This is a genomic window from Rhizobium sp. 62_C5_N11_2 (assembly GCF_051811185.1).
Classification (GTDB): Bacteria; Pseudomonadota; Alphaproteobacteria; order Rhizobiales; family Rhizobiaceae; genus Rhizobium; species Rhizobium leguminosarum.
Genome location: NZ_JBPWPW010000001.1, coordinates 2,781,304 through 2,796,324 on the forward strand (window position 1 = coordinate 2,781,304; position 15,021 = coordinate 2,796,324).

The window sequence follows — 15,021 nt, forward strand, 5'->3', positions numbered from 1 at the left end:
TGAGTGACTTACGTCAGGAGAGAAGAGTTTTCTGCGCCCAAGGACTTAGGCGCACTGGATTCCTATGACAAGCAGAGGAATGAGGGAGAGTTGGAGAGTACGGCGGCTAATTCACTACCGCCGTAGCTCCCTTATTCCATCGGCACCGCCACGAACCGCAGATCACCATTCGCCGATGCGATCATCAGCTGGGCGTTGCGGCGGCCCTCCTGTTTCAGCGCCTGCACCTTGGCGGCGACCGCATCCGGCGACTTCATGAACTCCTGCGCCACCTCGACGATCACGTCGCCGGGCTTCAACCCCTTTTCGGCGGAGGCGGAGCCGGGCGTCACCTCTGTGACGACGACGCCGTCGACGCTCTCGGCAATCCCGAAGGCCTTGCGCGTCTCGGCGCTCAACAGCGACAGCGACAGCCCGAGCACGTTCTTCGGCGTTGCAGCATCCGGCGACACCTGGCCCTTATGCTGGTCGGGTGTATCAGGTGCGGGTTGGGCCTGATCGCCGGTATCCGGCTGGTCCATGTCGTTGTTCTCGCCGGGGTCCGGGGTGATCACGCCGTCATCCTGCGAACCATCAGGCGCCGCATCATCGGATGCAGCCGCCTGATCGCTGTCCTCAAGCCGGCCAAGCTTCACCTTGACGGTCTGCTCCTTGCCGTCGCGCAGCACCACCACATCGACTTCCTTGCCGACTGTGCTTTCCGCCACGACACGCGGCAGGTCGCGCATTTCGCTGACGGTCTTGCCGTCGAATTTCAAAATGACGTCGCCCGCCTTGATCGAGCCGTCGTCGACTGGGCCACCCTTGATGACGCCGGCGACCAGCGCGCCCTTTGCAGTGTCGAGCCCGAGGCTGTCGGCGATATCGTCAGTCACCGGCTGGATGCGCACGCCGAGCCAGCCGCGCCGCGTCTCGCCATATTCGCGCAACTGGTCGACAACGCCGGAGGCAAGCTCCGACGGCACCGAGAAACCGATGCCGATCGAGCCACCGCTCGGCGAAATGATCGCCGTGTTGATGCCGATCACTTCACCCTTCATGTTGAAGAGCGGGCCGCCGGAATTGCCCTTGTTGATCGCCGCATCCGTCTGGATGAAGTTGTCGTAGGGGCCGGCATTGATGTTGCGGCCGCGCCCGGAAATGATGCCGACCGTCACCGAACCGCCGAAGCCGAACGGATTGCCGATCGCCATCACCCAGTCGCCGATGCGCATCTTGCTGGAATCGCCGAATTTCACGGACTTCAGCGGTGCCTTCGGCTCGACCTTCAGCACCGAAAGATCGGTCTTCGTGTCGGTGCCGATCAGCTTCGCCTTGAGCTTCGAACCGTTGGCGAAATTGATCTCGATGTCGTCGGCGCCCTCGATCACGTGGTTATTGGTGACGATATAGCCGGCCGGATCGATAACGAAGCCGGAGCCGAGCGAGCTGACATTGTGGTTGCCGCCCTTGTTGCCCTGCTGCTTGTTGAAGAAATCGTTGAAGAATTCCTGGAAAGGCGAGCCGTCGGGCGCGCGCGGCGCCGGGCCTGCGCCCTCGTCGTCCTTCACATTCTGCGAGGTCGAGATGTTGACCACCGCGTCGAGCAGCCCCTCGGCAAGATCGGCGACCGAAGCCGGGCCGTTATTCGGTACGACGGCCTGGCTCGGGGCGGCCTGCTGCGGTGCGGCGGGTACGGGAGGCGTAGGAGCGGGAGCAGCTGTTTCCGGTGCAGCCGCGGCCGGCGGTGTGGGTGCGGGAGCAGCCGGCTCAGGAGTAACCGGAGCGGGCGTCGCAACCCCGGGTGCTGTCGTCTCAGGCGCGGTTTGGGCGTAGGCGACCCCGTTCATGCCGGCATGCGCAAGAATTGCAGCGCTGGCCATAAGCGCGAGCGTTCGTCTGAAGGGCGAGCGAATCGTGGGGGCCATCAAGCTTCCTCATAAGGGGTACATGCGCACATTGAGCACCAGCATAAGGCGGAATGATGGAGGGCGAAATCACCTTTTCGCGAAATCCCCGTGCAATGTGACGTGGCCTCGCAAAAGCCCAATTATAGCGACCATTCCACGAAAAAAGGGCCGGCACTCGGGCCGGCCCTTCCAGGATTATCGGGGTATCCCCTGCTTCAATTCGTCGGCTGGGCAGGAGCCCCAGGCGCTGCCGGAGCCGGCACTGCCGGGCTTGCTGGCGACGGCTGCAGAGTGCCGGCGGCATTGTCGAAATAGCGGAAGAATTCCGAATTCGGCGACAGCACCAGCGTCGTGTCCTGCGACGAGAGAGCGGAGGAATAGGCCGCCATCGAGCGATAGAACTCGAAGAAGGCTGGATCCTTGCTGAAGACTTCGGCGAAGACGCGGTTGCGTTCCGCATCGCCCTGGCCTCGAAGGATTTCCGCATCACGCTGGGCGCCCGCGGTGAGCTCGACAACCTGACGGTCGGCGATGGCGCGCCGCCTTTGGCCTTCCTCATTGCCCTCAGCACGGATGCGCTCCGCCTCGGCAAGGCGTTCCGAACGCATGGCATTATAGGTGTTCGGCGCAACCTCCGGCGAAAGGTCGGTGCGGCGGATGCGAACGTCGTCTATATGCAGGCCGAGATTTTCGGCATCCGTGCGCAGATCGTCGCGAATCTCCAGCATCATTGCGACACGCTCTTCCGAGAGCGCGGCATTGTAGTCACGCAGACCGTAGACGCGGCGAAGCGATGAATCGAGCTGCGCCCTCAACCGCGCTTCCGCAGCCTCGCGATCACCCGACACCGTTTCGCGGAAACGGCGAACATCCGAGATGTTATAGATCACGAAGGCATCGACGTCGAAGGTCTGGCCGTCCTGGACCTGAACGCGGATATTGTCGAGATCGAGCCTCAGCGCCTGCTTTTCGACCAGCTGAACGCGGTCGGCATCCATGAAGCCGAAAGGCAGCTTGAAATAAATCCCAGGCTCGGTCTTGACCGACTGGATCTGGCCGAAGCGGACGACGATGGCCTGCTCACGTGCATTCACCACGAAGATGGACGAATAAAGCCCGACCAGCACAATGGCGAGGATGAGGAGAATGATGGGAAGTCTGTTCGATGTCATGACTCAACCTCCCTGTTGCGCCGGTTTGCCGAGCTCATTGAGCGGCAGATAGGGCAGGACGCCCTGCTTCTCGTCGATGATGACCTTCCGGGAGTTCTTCAGCACCTGCTCCATCGTTTCGAGGTACAACCGCTTGCGGGTCACATCGGGCGCCTTGGAATATTCGTCGTTGATCGCCGTGAACCGCTGCGCCTCACCTTCCGCCTCCTTCACCACACGGTCCTTGTACGCGGCTGAATCTTCGCGGATTCTGGCCGCATCGCCTCGCGCCTGGCCGAGCTTTTGGTTCGTGTAGCGATTGGCCTCTTCGATCGTGCTATCGCGGTCACGGCCGGCACGCTGGACTTCTTCGAAAGCATCGGCGACTTCCCGCGGCGGCGCCACGTTCTGGATCGTCACGCCGGTCACGGTCACGCCCGCGCCATAGCGGTTCATCGTGTCCTGCAGGATATTGAGCACATCCACTTCGATCGGCTGGCGATTACTGCGGAAGGCGTCCTGCGCCGGACGCCGGCCAACGATTTCACGCATGGCACTGTCGGAAACCTGCTGCAGCGTCTCTGCCGGATTTTCGACGTTGAAGAGATAGGCCTTGGGATCGCTGACGGTGTAGAAGACAGCGAACTGCACGTTGATGACGCTCTTGTCGCTGGACAGCATCAGGCCGTTCGAAGACGATGCCGAAGTCGCCCCGATGTTCAATTGCTGCACGGTCACCTTGACCGTCTCCACGGTCTCCATCGGCCACAGGTGGAAATGCAGGCCCGGCATGGAAATCTCGGCCTTCGGCTTGCCGAACCGCAGTTCGACGCCGCGTTCGTCCGGCTGCACGACATAGATGCACTGGATCAGCCAGAAGACGGCGACGATCGCCGCGACGATCACCGCCACGCCGCCGTTGAAGCCGCCGGGAATGATGTTGCGCAGTTGGTCCTGGCCGCGCCGGATGATATCTTCCAGATCAGGCGGTCCGCCCTTGCCGCCGCCACCGCGCGGCCGGTTCGGCCCCTGTCCCCATGGTCCCTGATTATTACCGCCGCCGCCGCCCCAAGGGCCGCCGCCGCCATTCTGATTGCTCCAGGGCATCAAAACCTCGTTGTTCGTTAAGTCTCCACGCATCCGAAACCGTGGGGGCTGACCGGCGGACGCGTTGGTGACCGTTATAGGTATCGCCGCATCGCCTTTCAACGCAGCGTGAGAAACTTGGTCAATTTAATTGGAAAATAGTTCATTTTCAGGCGTGACGGCGTTCGTAGACGATGAAACGCGTGGGATAGCTGTCCTTTTCGCCGGCCGGAACCGCGATCGCCTCCCCCGCCTGCCAGGTGTCGGGATCGATCACGGGAAACGACGCGTCTCCATCGAGATCAGCCTCGACATGCGTGATGCACATCCGGTCGGCAAGGCCGATCGCCTGGGCATAGACCTGCCCGCCGCCCAGAATGCAGATTTCGTCGACGCCGGTTTCGAGCGCCAGCCTTTCGGCCGCCGTCATCGCCTCCGGCAGCGTATGGGCCATGGAGACATCAGGATGGTCTATCGCCGCCTGCCGCGAGATGACGACGTTCGGCCGTCCCGGCAGCGGCCTGCCGATCGAATCGTAGGTCTTGCGGCCCATCACCACAGGCTTGCCCAATGTCAGCGCCTTGAAGCGCTTGAGGTCGCTCGAAAGCCGCCACGGCATGTCGCCGTCGCGGCCGATAATGCCGTTGCGGGCAACGGCGGCGATAATGGTCCTGCGGATGTCGGCCATGGAATATCCTGGATCAGACGGCGATCGGCGCCTTGATGCTGGCATCGGCCTCGTAGCCGATCAGCTCGAAATCGTCGAAGGTGAAGCCGAAAATGTCCTTCACCTCAGGATTGATGCGCATGAACGGCAGCGGCTTCGGCCGGCGTGCAAGCTGCAGTTTCGCCTGGTCGAAATGGTTGTGATAGAGATGGGTGTCGCCGAGCGTGTGGACGAAATCGCCAGGCTTCAGTCCGGTCACCTGAGCCACCATCATCGTCAGCAGCGCATAGGAAGCGATATTGAACGGCACGCCGAGGAAGATATCGGCCGAGCGCTGGTAGAGCTGGCAGGAAAGCTTGCCATCAGCCACATAGAACTGGAACAGGCAATGGCAGGGCGGCAGCGCCATTTCGTCCACTTCGGCCGGATTCCAGGCCGAGACGATGTGGCGGCGCGAATTCGGATTGTTGACGATGCCTTTGACGAGATTGGCGATCTGGTCGATATGGCCGCCGTCGGGCGCTGGCCAGGAGCGCCACTGGGCGCCGTAAACAGGCCCGAGATCGCCGTTTTCATCGGCCCATTCGTCCCAGATCGAAACGCCGTTCTCCTTGAGATAGCGGATATTCGTCTCGCCCTTCAGGAACCAGAGAAGCTCGTGGATGATCGAGCGCAGATGCAGCTTCTTCGTGGTGAGGACGGGGAAGCCCTCTTCCAGATCGAAGCGCATCTGGTAGCCGAAGACTGAGCGTGTGCCGGTGCCGGTGCGGTCGCCCCGGTCGGAGCCCTTTTCCATCACATGATTCAAGAGATCGAGATATTGCTTCATGTCGCGCTGATTCCGTTTCGGCTAATTTAAGCCTTCAGAACCGGGAAACCAATCACCGCCGGGCATTTTCCCAATGTTTCTGATGGGTCGCATAACGCTTTTATGACGTTTGCCCTTTCCTTGGGCTGAGGAAACCACTATATCACCCATGCTGGCTTTCGGGCCGGCTATGGCGATAAACGAGCGGTGTAATAAACCTATTGGACCCGGGGGCGGTACCCGGCGCCTCCACCAAAAACCGGCGGTCTCGAAGGCCGGCTTTTGATGGGGGCGAAACAGGATCGACAAGGGTGTAAAGATCGTCTTTTTGCTCGGCATTGTACCGCCGTTATCGGGCTAAAATTGTAGTTGCAAACGACAACTATGCGGAAGCTCGTCTCGCTGCTTAATCGCGGTGTGACACTTCAATCAAAGTCCTAGTGGTTCGCACCTCTAGGCGGGGTCCGAAGGCACCTGGCAACAGAAGCCTTCACCTTCTCCCTGCCGCCGAAATCATGTATGCTGCTTAAAAACGTGACTCGGCTCCGGTCTTTCCCAAGGCGCCCGGACGTGGCATACAACCTTGTGAAAAGACTCCGAACCGACGAAAGACAGGAAAAGCATGGGGCAGGATCATATCCGCTACGACATTCTGGCACAGGATGCACTTCGCGGCGTCATCCGCAAGGTATTGGCGGAAGTCGCAGCCACGGGCCGCCTGCCCGGTGATCATCACTTCTTCATCACCTTCCTCACGGGCGCGACCGGGGTGCGCATCTCCCAGCATCTGAAGTCGAAATACCCCGAGCAGATGACCATCGTCATCCAGCACCAGTTCTGGGACATGAAGATCACCGAAACGCATTTTGAGATCGGCCTTTCCTTCTCCGACGTTCCGGAAAAGCTGGTCATCCCATTCAATGCGATCCGCGGCTTCTACGATCCCTCCGTCAACTTCGAGCTCGAATTCGACGTGCCTCTCGCCGATGGCGAGGAATTGCCGTCCGGTGAAATCACCGCCTATCCGGTGGATGCGGCTGGAAAGTCGGATGACGCTGCGGGCGCAAAACCCGTCGATGGCGAAGAGAAGAAACCGGGCTCCGTCGTCTCACTCGACTCCTTCCGCAAGAAACAGTGATTTGAAGGGAGGCCAAGCCTCCCTTTTTCATAGGGAATTCAGGCAAACGCATGAGCGCCGAAATCATCAATCTGCGCCAGTTCCGCAAGAAGCAGGCTCGCTCCGAAAAGGAGAAGCAGGCCGAACAGAACCGTATTTCCTTCGGCCGCGCCAAGGCCGAAAAGCAACTGACCCGCAGCCTGAACGACAAGGCCGACAAGATCCATCGCGACGGCCGGATCGAGACTGATGACGACGGCGCGTGAGGGTTTCACGCAAAGCTTGAAAAGCTGGAATGGATTCTGCGATCAGCCACTTGCGCGGTTTCCTTGAATCGATCTGCCAACCCACGCATGATTTGACAAAACGTCCTGAGCGCGTCCTCGCGGACGCTCGGCGCTATAACCGGGATGTGAAGGCGCTCCATGATCCGCAAGCATTCGGCGACATTGCACGGCCATCGCACCAGTTTTTCGCTTGAAGATGAGTTCTGGGCCGAGCTGAAGATGATTGCCGCGGGCCGTTCGATACCGCTCGCCGCCCTGATCTCCGAAATCGACGACCACCGCCCGCCGGACAGCAACCTGTCCTCGGCGCTGCGCTTGCATGTGCTTTCCTGGCTGAAGGCTGGGGGCGACCGCCAGCCGTGACCCGGGCCTGATGCATGCTGCACAAAACCGTGGGGCGATTTGGGGAGAAAAATCAATGAAAACAAAGATCTGATACGCCCTGCATGAATCAAATTCTACGCAATCTCACTGCGCCTGAACGCCCGGCAACTGGTCAAAATTGAGCGGACCCGGCTGTGCTTGCCCGCTGCGCCGTGCCGCTTCCGCCTCGGCGGCAGCCCTCGCTTGCGCATCCGCCTTCGCTTTGGCTTCCGCCGCGCGTGCAGCCTCTGCCTCGGCAGCAGCCTTCACAGCGGCTGCTTGCTGCGCCAGTGCACGCAGCCGCTCTTCCTCCGCCTGCCGTTGTTGCTCGATCTCGGCCGCCTTGATGCGCTCGGCGTCGTTGAACCGATAGAGCGCCACCTCGCGGCGCAGCCGTTGTTTTTCGAGCACGATCGCCTGCAGCCGTTCGACCCGCCGGCGCTCGCGCTCGAAAGCGCGCAGCGACAGATAGCTGGTGATATCGGTCACATCCATCGTCTTGCCGGGTGATGGCAGCATGCCGGAAAAATTCAGCCTGAGCGCCGGCTCCGCACCAGAAAGCGCTTCGGTGCCCGGATTGAACCCGACACCCAGCGTCGCGCTGACCCGCTCTTCCGGCAGCGCGATCTGCGCATCGGCGGTGATGCGGGCGAGATCGTTGGCGACGGTGACATTCTGCACCCTCAGCGTCCCGTCGGTGATGTTGAAGGGGACGCCGAGCGGCGGCAGCTTCGCCTCGCCGTTGCTGAGCAGCGTTTCGATGATCGGATGCACCTTGCCGGCATTGATCTGCTCCTGCATCGTATCGGTCGCGGCAAGCAGCGGCGGAAGGATGGCAAGATTCAGCCCGCGTATGCTGGTATCGCCAAGCCTCAGTTCGCCCGAACCATTGAGCGAGCTGGCAATTTCGCCGATCGTCTTGCCCGAGGCCTCCATCGACAGCGACAATCCGAACTTGCCGTTGGCGATCGGCGCGCCGTCGCGCAGCCAGACGACGCCGGAAAGATCGGAATCGGCAAGCGCAAGCTTCGTCTGCAGGAAGCCGGTGCCGTTGGCATTGGTGAAGAGCAGGTTGCCGGAAAGCTTTCCACCGTCCCAGTTGCCGGCCATGTCGTTGAGCTGCAACTCGTCGCCCTTGTAGGCGACGTTGCTGGTGAAGTCCGACACCGCCGTATCCGGCAGGCCCGGCCAGAACTGCTTGGCCATCAGCTTCACGTTGACGTCGAGATCCTTGAAGATGGGCAGCCCCAGCGGCGCCGTCGTCAGCTGACCGTTGGCGGGATCGACGATCTGGCCGAACACCGCCTCGCCGAGCCAGCCGGCATCGGCCTTGGTGAGTGTCAGCCCACCGCTCGCGGTCGTCTTCGCAGCCTTCCGGTCGAAGGTCAGCGCACCTGAAAATTCGTTATCGGCCGCATGCCCCTTGAGATCCGAAAAGACGATCTTGTCGCTGTCGACGGCGGCATTGACCTGCAGGCCGAGCGGCAACCCGGTTCCGGTCTGCGGCAGGGCGATGCCGTTCATGATGAGATAGGGGTCAATATCGGCACTGTCCAGCGAAAGCCCGATCTGGCCGTTCATGAAGGTCTCCGGCCGAACATCGACCTTGCCGTTGGCGGTGAACGAGGTCCGGTCGGTCGCAAAGCTCAGGGCCGCATCGGCGGGATCATTGCCCGATGCCTTCACCTTCAGCGTCAGGCGGCCATTGGCCCCGACATCGACCGGCAGCGGGTCGAGCCCGGCCTGGCCGAACAGGATGGACGGCACGGCGTTTTCGAGCGTTGCCTCAAGGCTCGTCGTGCCATTGCCGGTCAGCGCCAAGAGGTCGGACATGCGGTAGTCGAGATTGACGCGGCTGCCGTTCGAGACACCGGCAAGTGTCACCGTCAGCGCGTTGCCCTCGTCGCCGCCGAGCGTCAGCGCGCCGCGAAGCGCCGTATTGCCGTACCACCCGGCATTGCGCACCAGCCGGTCGAGCACCGGGTGATGCGGCAGGTGCTCGCGCAGCATGGTAAAGAAGCCGCCGGGATCGGCCGATTTGAAGGTGATTTCACCCGCGCCTTTGTAGTCGAGCAATGAGCCTTCCGCTCTGCCCGTCGCCGTCAGCTCGGCGCCTGCGATATCCTTGATCGACAGCCGGTCGACGGCAAGCGCGCCATCGGCGATCGTAAAGGTGGTCTCGACATTGTCGGCACTGACGCCGAAGGCGGTGAACTTGTCGGCCTTAAGCTGGGCGGCGATCTTGTGGTCGAGCACGTTGTCGCCGGCATCCTGGCCGGTCATGAGCCCGCTCAGCGCCTGCAGCGCGTCGAGATCGAGCGTATCGCCGTTTAGCGCCACCGACAGCGTCGGCGTCTGGCCGGAAATCGCCTGGCGCTCCAGCCGGCCCTTCAGCGTCGCCGGTCCGATGGCAATCTCGAGATTTTCGAAACGCTGCAATTCATGCGTCAGGCTGACATTGGCGGAAAAGCCCGCCTGCCGCAGTTGCCGGATGGCCGGATCGACCGCGCCGGCAAGCCAGGAGGCAAGCCCGGTCGGCTGGCTGGAAGCCACCACGATCTGGCCGTTGAACGAGGCCTCACCCTGAAGCAGGAGCTTGCCCTTGCCTTCCACCTGCGTGCGCCCCGGCAGCGTGCCGGTGGCGCTGTCGATCATCCAGCCGGTGCCGGCCGGCTCGAGCTCCAACTGCACGTCACGCAACGTCGTATCACCGGCGACGATCGCCGGCAGCTTGACGCTCGCCTTGCCCGGCACCTGCGGGATCGGCACCTGCCCGACGATATCGATCAGCGAATTCAGCCGTTGGCGCGCCGAAACAGCCGCATCGCGCGTCGTCTTGCCGGCAGTGCCCTGATTGCCGATACGGTTGACGTCGATCTGTTGCCCGTCGGCGGTCAGCAGGAATTCCGGTGCATTGCCGGTATCGAGCGTCGCCTCGCCGGTTATAACATAGGGATCGTCGGTCGGGCCGATCTCCATCCGGTATTCGGGAATGCGGATGCGTTCATTGGTGAGCTCGAAGCGGCCCTTGACGCGCGGCGGCTGCTCTTTTTTGTTGGCGGGCTTGGCGCTGTTGCGGATCTCGATCGCCGCCGAAAGCTGGCCCTGATAATTCGGCTTGCTGTCGACGAGCTTCAGCTCGCCGTCGAGATCGACGCTGACAGGGTGCTTGTCCGGCGAAAGCCTCGTGCGCATGCGCAGCACGCCCTTGTCGTCCGGCTGGCTGCTCGAGATCGAGAAGCCGCCGTGCTCGCCGTCAAGCGCAGCGTCGCCCTCGATGCGCCAGGGGCCGGCCAGCGACTTTGCCGACATTTCCGCATTGAGGCCGGTGATGCGACGCGAGCGGCCCGACTGGTCGTCGATGAATTCGACCTCGCCGCCGCTGACATGCACGTTTTCGAGAACGACGGTCCTTGCCGGTATTTCCGCGCGGCTGCCGCGCATCCAGTCGAGCGTGCCGTCCTTGAGCAGTCTCAAGCGTACCTTCGGATTGACGATGCGCATGTCGAAGATCAGCGCTTCGCCGGACAGGAAAGGTGCGAGCTCCGCATCCATGGAAAACTGCTCGACCTTGACGATCGGCGTGCCGTCCGCTTCCTGGCCGACGCGCACATCATGCAGCGTCACCGATGGAAACGGCAGCAGGCGCGCATCTACCGTGCCGTAGACGGTGACTTTCTTACCGATAATGCGGCTTGCCTGATCCTCGAAATTCTTGCGGAAATCCGTCCAGTCGATGAACAGCGGCGCAAGCAGCGCCACAAACAGCACTACGACGATCACTCCCCCCAGAAAGACGAGGAACCGGCCTACCAATGCAAAGCGTCTCCATTCGGGATTCTGTTGCCGACACTAGAGCATGATGCCGAAAAGTGTGAGCGGTTTTCGGACGACATCATGCTCTAACTCTTTATTTGAGAACAGGATTCAGATTTCAGGTTGAGCTGGCCCAACATCATTCTGTTCTAGCGCTATTCATGCCGGGGGCAAGGCCCAAGTTCATGAGAATATTCCGTTTTCAGCCATGGTGGAAAATCTTGCCGGGATTGAAGATATCGTCTGGATCGAGCGCCTGTTTCACCTGTCGCATCAGATCCACCGCGCCGCCGAGCTCCTGTTCCAGAAACGCCATCTTGCCTTGCCCGATCCCGTGTTCGCCGGTGCATGTCCCGTCCAGGTCGAGCGCTCGCTGGTTGAGCCGCTGCACGAAGCTCTCAGCCCTGGCGATGTCTTCGGCACTTTTGTCGTCGAACAACAGCAGCACATGGAAGTTCCCGTCGCCGGCATGGCCGACAATCGGCCCCAACAGCCCGTGCTCCTCGATATCCGCCTGCGTTTCGGAAACACAATCGGCGAGCCTCGATATCGGAACACAAACATCGGTCGAAAGTGCGGCAAGCCCAGGCGCCAGCGCCCTTGCGGCCCAATAGGCGTCGTGGCGCGCCTTCCAGAGCTTCGTCCGTTCCTCGGCATTGGCCGTCCACAGGAATTCGCCGCCGCCGCATTCCGCCGCGATCTCGGCAAAGGCTGCCGATTGCAACGGCACCGTCTCGTCGGTGCCGTGAAATTCGAGGAACAGTGTCGGGCTTTCGGCATAGGAGAGCTTGGAATAGGCGTTGCAGGCCCGCATCTGTACCGTGTCGAGCAGCTCGATGCGCGCCACCGGAATGCCCATCTGGATCGTCATGATGACGGCATCACAAGCGGCCTTGATGCTCGGAAAGGCACAGGCCCCTCCGGCGATCTTCTGCGGAATCGCCTGCAAGCGCAGCGTTACCGAGGTCAGGATGCCGAGCGTGCCCTCGGCGCCGACGAAAAGCCGCGTCAGGTCGTAGCCCGCCGAGGATTTGCGGGCGCGCCGGGCCGTGCGGATCTCCTCGCCATTGGCGGTGACCGCGGTGACGGCAAGCACATTGTCCTTCATCGTTCCGTAGCGCACGGCATTGGTGCCGGAGGCCCGCGTCGAGGCCATGCCGCCGATCGAGGCGTTGGCGCCGGGATCGATCGGGAAGAACAGGCCGGTATCGCGCAGGTGGATGTTCAGCGCCTCGCGTGTCACACCCGGCTCGACGGTACAGTCGAGATCTTCCGGATTGACCTCGAGCACCCGGTTCATGCGGCTGAAATCGATCGAAATACCGCCATTGGCGGCATTGACCTGGCCCTCCAGCGAGGTGCCGACACCGAAGCCGATCACCGGCACCTTGTGAGTCGCACACGCCCTGACCGCCACCTTCACGTCCTCGGCGCTCTCGGCGAAGAGCACACCGTCCGGCAGCTGCGGCGGGATGTAAGTGGTCGTATGGGCATGTTGTTCGCGGAAGGACTGGCCGGTCTGAAAACGCTCACCGAAGCTCTGCTTGAGAATACCAAGCACCGCGGCAATTCCGGCCTCGTTGCGTGTGCCCGCCTTCGCGTCCTTCAGCGCCATCCCTTTGATCTCCCTGCCATTCCGCAGAAACCATATCGTGTTCCGCAGGTCAGGCTGGGTATGCGGCAAGTCTAAGCGGCTGTCCAGTTAAGATTGGCAGAAGATTTCATTCCTACTTTGTTATAGGCCGGTTGTTATAGCCAGGTCCGCAGTCCCCGCACCTCAGACAATCGGCGGATTGAGCCGCCCAAAACCCGCCTGCCTGCGATAGGGAAAATAGGGATAGGGCGCCGTGACAGTGCTTATGGCGTCGAGCCTTTCGATCTGCTCCCTCGACAGGCTCCAGCCGACCGCGTCGAGGTTCTGCCGGAGCTGTTCCTCGTTGCGGGCGCCAATGATGACGCTCGATACCGTCGGCCGGTTAAGCAGCCAGTTGATGGCGATCTGCGGCACCGTCCGGCCGGTTTCTAATGCGATCGCGTCCAGCACCTCGACGATGTCGAATAGCTTCTCGTCGTCGACAGGCGGGCCGTATTGCGCCGTCTCGTGCAGCCGGCTTGCCTTGGGCAGCGGCTGGCCGCGGCGGATCTTGCCGGTCAACCGTCCCCAGGCAAGCGGGCTCCAGACGAGGGCTCCCACACCCTGGTCGGCGCCAAGCGGCATCAGCTCCCATTCGTAATCGCGCCCTGCCAGCGAATAATAGACCTGATGGGCGACATAACGCGGATAGCCGTGGCGCTCGGCGGCGGCGAGCGACTTCATCAGTTCCCAGCCGGCAAAATTGGAAACGCCGACATAGCGGATCTTGCCTGCGGCGACGAGCCCGTCGAGCGTCGACAGCACCTCCTCGACCGGCGTCGAGGCATCGAAGGCGTGAAGCTGCAAGAGGTCGATATAGTCGGTCCCGAGCCGGCGCAGCGCATCCTCGGTCGCGCGGATCAGCCGCGCCCGCGACGTTCCCCAGTCCTGCGGCCCCTCGCCCATCGGCAGTGCCGTCTTCGTCGAAATCAGCACAGCGTCGCGCCGGCCGCGGATCGCCTGGCCGAGCACCTCTTCGGAGGCGCCGGCCGAATAGACGTCGGCTGTGTCGAAGAGATTGACACCCGCTTCAAGGCAGATGTCGACGAGCCGCCGCGCCTCTTCCGCATCGGTATTGCCCCAAGCGCCGAACAGGGGACCACTGCCGCCGAATGTGCCCGCGCCGAAGCTCAAGACCGGCACTCTGAGGCCGGAGGCGCCAAGATTTCTGTAGTCCATGGATCTGTCTCCTGTATTTCCTATGAGATAGACCTTGGTCTCTCGATGATATAGATTGCCTAAAAGCAAATCATTTGTGACTTAAATTCATCATGAGTCGTCAGGACATCAATCGCTCCGGCGAAATGGAAGTCTTCGTCAGCGTCGTCGAACGTGGCGGTTTTTCCGCCGCCGCTACCGCCCGGCGCATGACGCCGTCGGCTGTGAGCAAGCTCGTCGCCCGACTGGAGACACGCCTCGGCGCCCGCCTCGTCAACCGTTCGACCCGCAGGCTGCAACTGACGCCGGAAGGCTGCGCCTTCTACGAGCGCAGCATCGCCATCCTTGCCGATATCGCCGAAGCCGAACGTCAGGCCTCGACAGGCGAACAGGCCTCGGGCCGCATCCGCATCAACACCAGCGGCTCCTTCGGCAACCATGTGCTGGCGCCGCTCGTGCCTGCCTTCATGGCGCTTCATCCGGCCGTGACGCTGGATATTTCCCATACCGACAGGATAGTCGACTTGATGGAAGAACGCGCCGATGTCGCGATCCGCGCCGGCCCGTTGAAGAATTCCAGCCTGATCGCCCGCAAGCTTGGCGCCACCAGCAAGATCGTCGTCGCATCGCCGGATTATCTATCGCGCCACGGCGAACCGCGCTCGGCTGCCGATCTCCGCCGCCATTGCCGCATCGGCTTTTCCTACGCCCGCGCCGTAGAGGGCTGGCCGCTGCGCGAGGACGGCGAAACGCTGATGATCCCGATCACCCCCGGCGTGCAGGTGGGAGACGGCGAAGCCATGCGCCACCTCGCTTTATCAGGCGCCGGCCTTGCCCGCCTTGCCGCCTTCACCGTGCGCGCCGATATCGATGCCGGGCGCCTGGTGCCGGTGCTCGAAGAGGCCAATCCCGGCGATCTCGAGGAGTTCTACGCCCTCTATATGGGCCAGGGCGGGCTATTGCCGGCGCGTGTACGCGCCCTGCTTGATTTTCTCGCCGGCCATGTGCGTTTGTGACGGTACCCCGCCCAAAACCGCGCAGCGGCT

Annotated in this window: 12 protein-coding genes and 1 other RNA gene; 5 read left to right on the forward strand and 8 right to left on the reverse strand. The window is 62.0% G+C overall.

The window, feature by feature from the left end; all coding sequences use genetic code 11:
• Positions 1 to 131 precede the first annotated feature (131 nt).
• From AB8B31_RS14065 to AB8B31_RS14085, 5 genes are all read right to left on the reverse strand, one after another.
• Positions 132 to 1,907 carry a Do family serine endopeptidase gene (locus tag AB8B31_RS14065; RefSeq protein WP_047623386.1) on the reverse strand — a complete coding sequence of 592 codons (1,776 nt, stop codon included), beginning with the start codon at positions 1,905 to 1,907 and terminating at the stop codon, positions 132 to 134.
• 197 nt (positions 1,908 to 2,104) lie between these two features.
• Positions 2,105 to 3,061, reverse strand: a complete 957-nt coding sequence (gene hflC, locus AB8B31_RS14070) for a protease modulator HflC (protein WP_018242812.1) — start codon at positions 3,059 to 3,061, stop codon at positions 2,105 to 2,107.
• Positions 3,062 to 3,064: 3 nt separating this feature from the next.
• On the reverse strand, positions 3,065 to 4,147 hold the full coding sequence (gene hflK / locus AB8B31_RS14075) for an FtsH protease activity modulator HflK (protein ID WP_018446516.1): 1,083 nt from the start codon (positions 4,145 to 4,147) through the stop codon (positions 3,065 to 3,067).
• A gap of 148 nt (positions 4,148 to 4,295) precedes the next feature.
• Positions 4,296 to 4,814, reverse strand: coding sequence for a dihydrofolate reductase (locus AB8B31_RS14080; RefSeq protein ID WP_047623387.1), 519 nt, complete (start codon positions 4,812 to 4,814; stop codon positions 4,296 to 4,298).
• Between the two features lie 13 nt (positions 4,815 to 4,827).
• Positions 4,828 to 5,622, reverse strand: coding sequence for a thymidylate synthase (locus tag AB8B31_RS14085; RefSeq protein WP_018242815.1), 795 nt, complete (start codon positions 5,620 to 5,622; stop codon positions 4,828 to 4,830).
• Positions 5,623 to 5,733: 111 nt separating this feature from the next.
• On the opposite strand from AB8B31_RS14085, the gene ssrA reads away from it, so the two are divergent.
• The 4 genes from ssrA (at position 5,734) to AB8B31_RS14105 (ending at position 7,368) form a co-directional block, all read left to right on the forward strand.
• Positions 5,734 to 6,096: a transfer-messenger RNA gene (gene ssrA, locus AB8B31_RS14090) on the forward strand.
• A 127-nt stretch (positions 6,097 to 6,223) separates the two neighbouring features.
• Positions 6,224 to 6,739: an SspB family protein gene (locus AB8B31_RS14095; RefSeq protein ID WP_018446518.1), complete on the forward strand. Its 516-nt coding sequence runs from the start codon at positions 6,224 to 6,226 to the stop codon at positions 6,737 to 6,739.
• Between the two features lie 50 nt (positions 6,740 to 6,789).
• Positions 6,790 to 6,984, forward strand: a complete 195-nt coding sequence (locus tag AB8B31_RS14100) for a DUF4169 family protein (protein WP_018242817.1) — start codon at positions 6,790 to 6,792, stop codon at positions 6,982 to 6,984.
• 159 nt (positions 6,985 to 7,143) lie between these two features.
• Positions 7,144 to 7,368: a ribbon-helix-helix domain-containing protein gene (locus AB8B31_RS14105; protein ID WP_018242818.1), complete on the forward strand. Its 225-nt coding sequence runs from the start codon at positions 7,144 to 7,146 to the stop codon at positions 7,366 to 7,368.
• 105 nt (positions 7,369 to 7,473) lie between these two features.
• Here AB8B31_RS14105 and AB8B31_RS14110 read toward each other — a convergent pair whose 3' ends face one another.
• The 3 genes from AB8B31_RS14110 to AB8B31_RS14120 all read right to left on the reverse strand — a co-directional run bounded on the left by AB8B31_RS14110 (position 7,474) and on the right by AB8B31_RS14120 (position 13,996).
• Complete coding sequence (locus AB8B31_RS14110; RefSeq protein WP_130652751.1) at positions 7,474 to 11,184, reverse strand: AsmA family protein; 3,711 nt, start codon at positions 11,182 to 11,184, stop codon at positions 7,474 to 7,476.
• A gap of 202 nt (positions 11,185 to 11,386) precedes the next feature.
• On the reverse strand, positions 11,387 to 12,799 hold the full coding sequence (locus tag AB8B31_RS14115; protein ID WP_018242820.1) for an FAD-binding oxidoreductase: 1,413 nt from the start codon (positions 12,797 to 12,799) through the stop codon (positions 11,387 to 11,389).
• A 162-nt stretch (positions 12,800 to 12,961) separates the two neighbouring features.
• Positions 12,962 to 13,996 carry an aldo/keto reductase gene (locus AB8B31_RS14120; protein WP_130652752.1) on the reverse strand — a complete coding sequence of 345 codons (1,035 nt, stop codon included), beginning with the start codon at positions 13,994 to 13,996 and terminating at the stop codon, positions 12,962 to 12,964.
• A 92-nt stretch (positions 13,997 to 14,088) separates the two neighbouring features.
• Here AB8B31_RS14120 and AB8B31_RS14125 point away from each other — a divergent pair, with 92 nt between their 5' ends.
• Entirely contained in the window at positions 14,089 to 14,991 is a 903-nt protein-coding gene (locus tag AB8B31_RS14125) for a LysR family transcriptional regulator (protein WP_130652753.1), read from the forward strand.
• Positions 14,992 to 15,021: the final 30 nt, after the last annotated feature.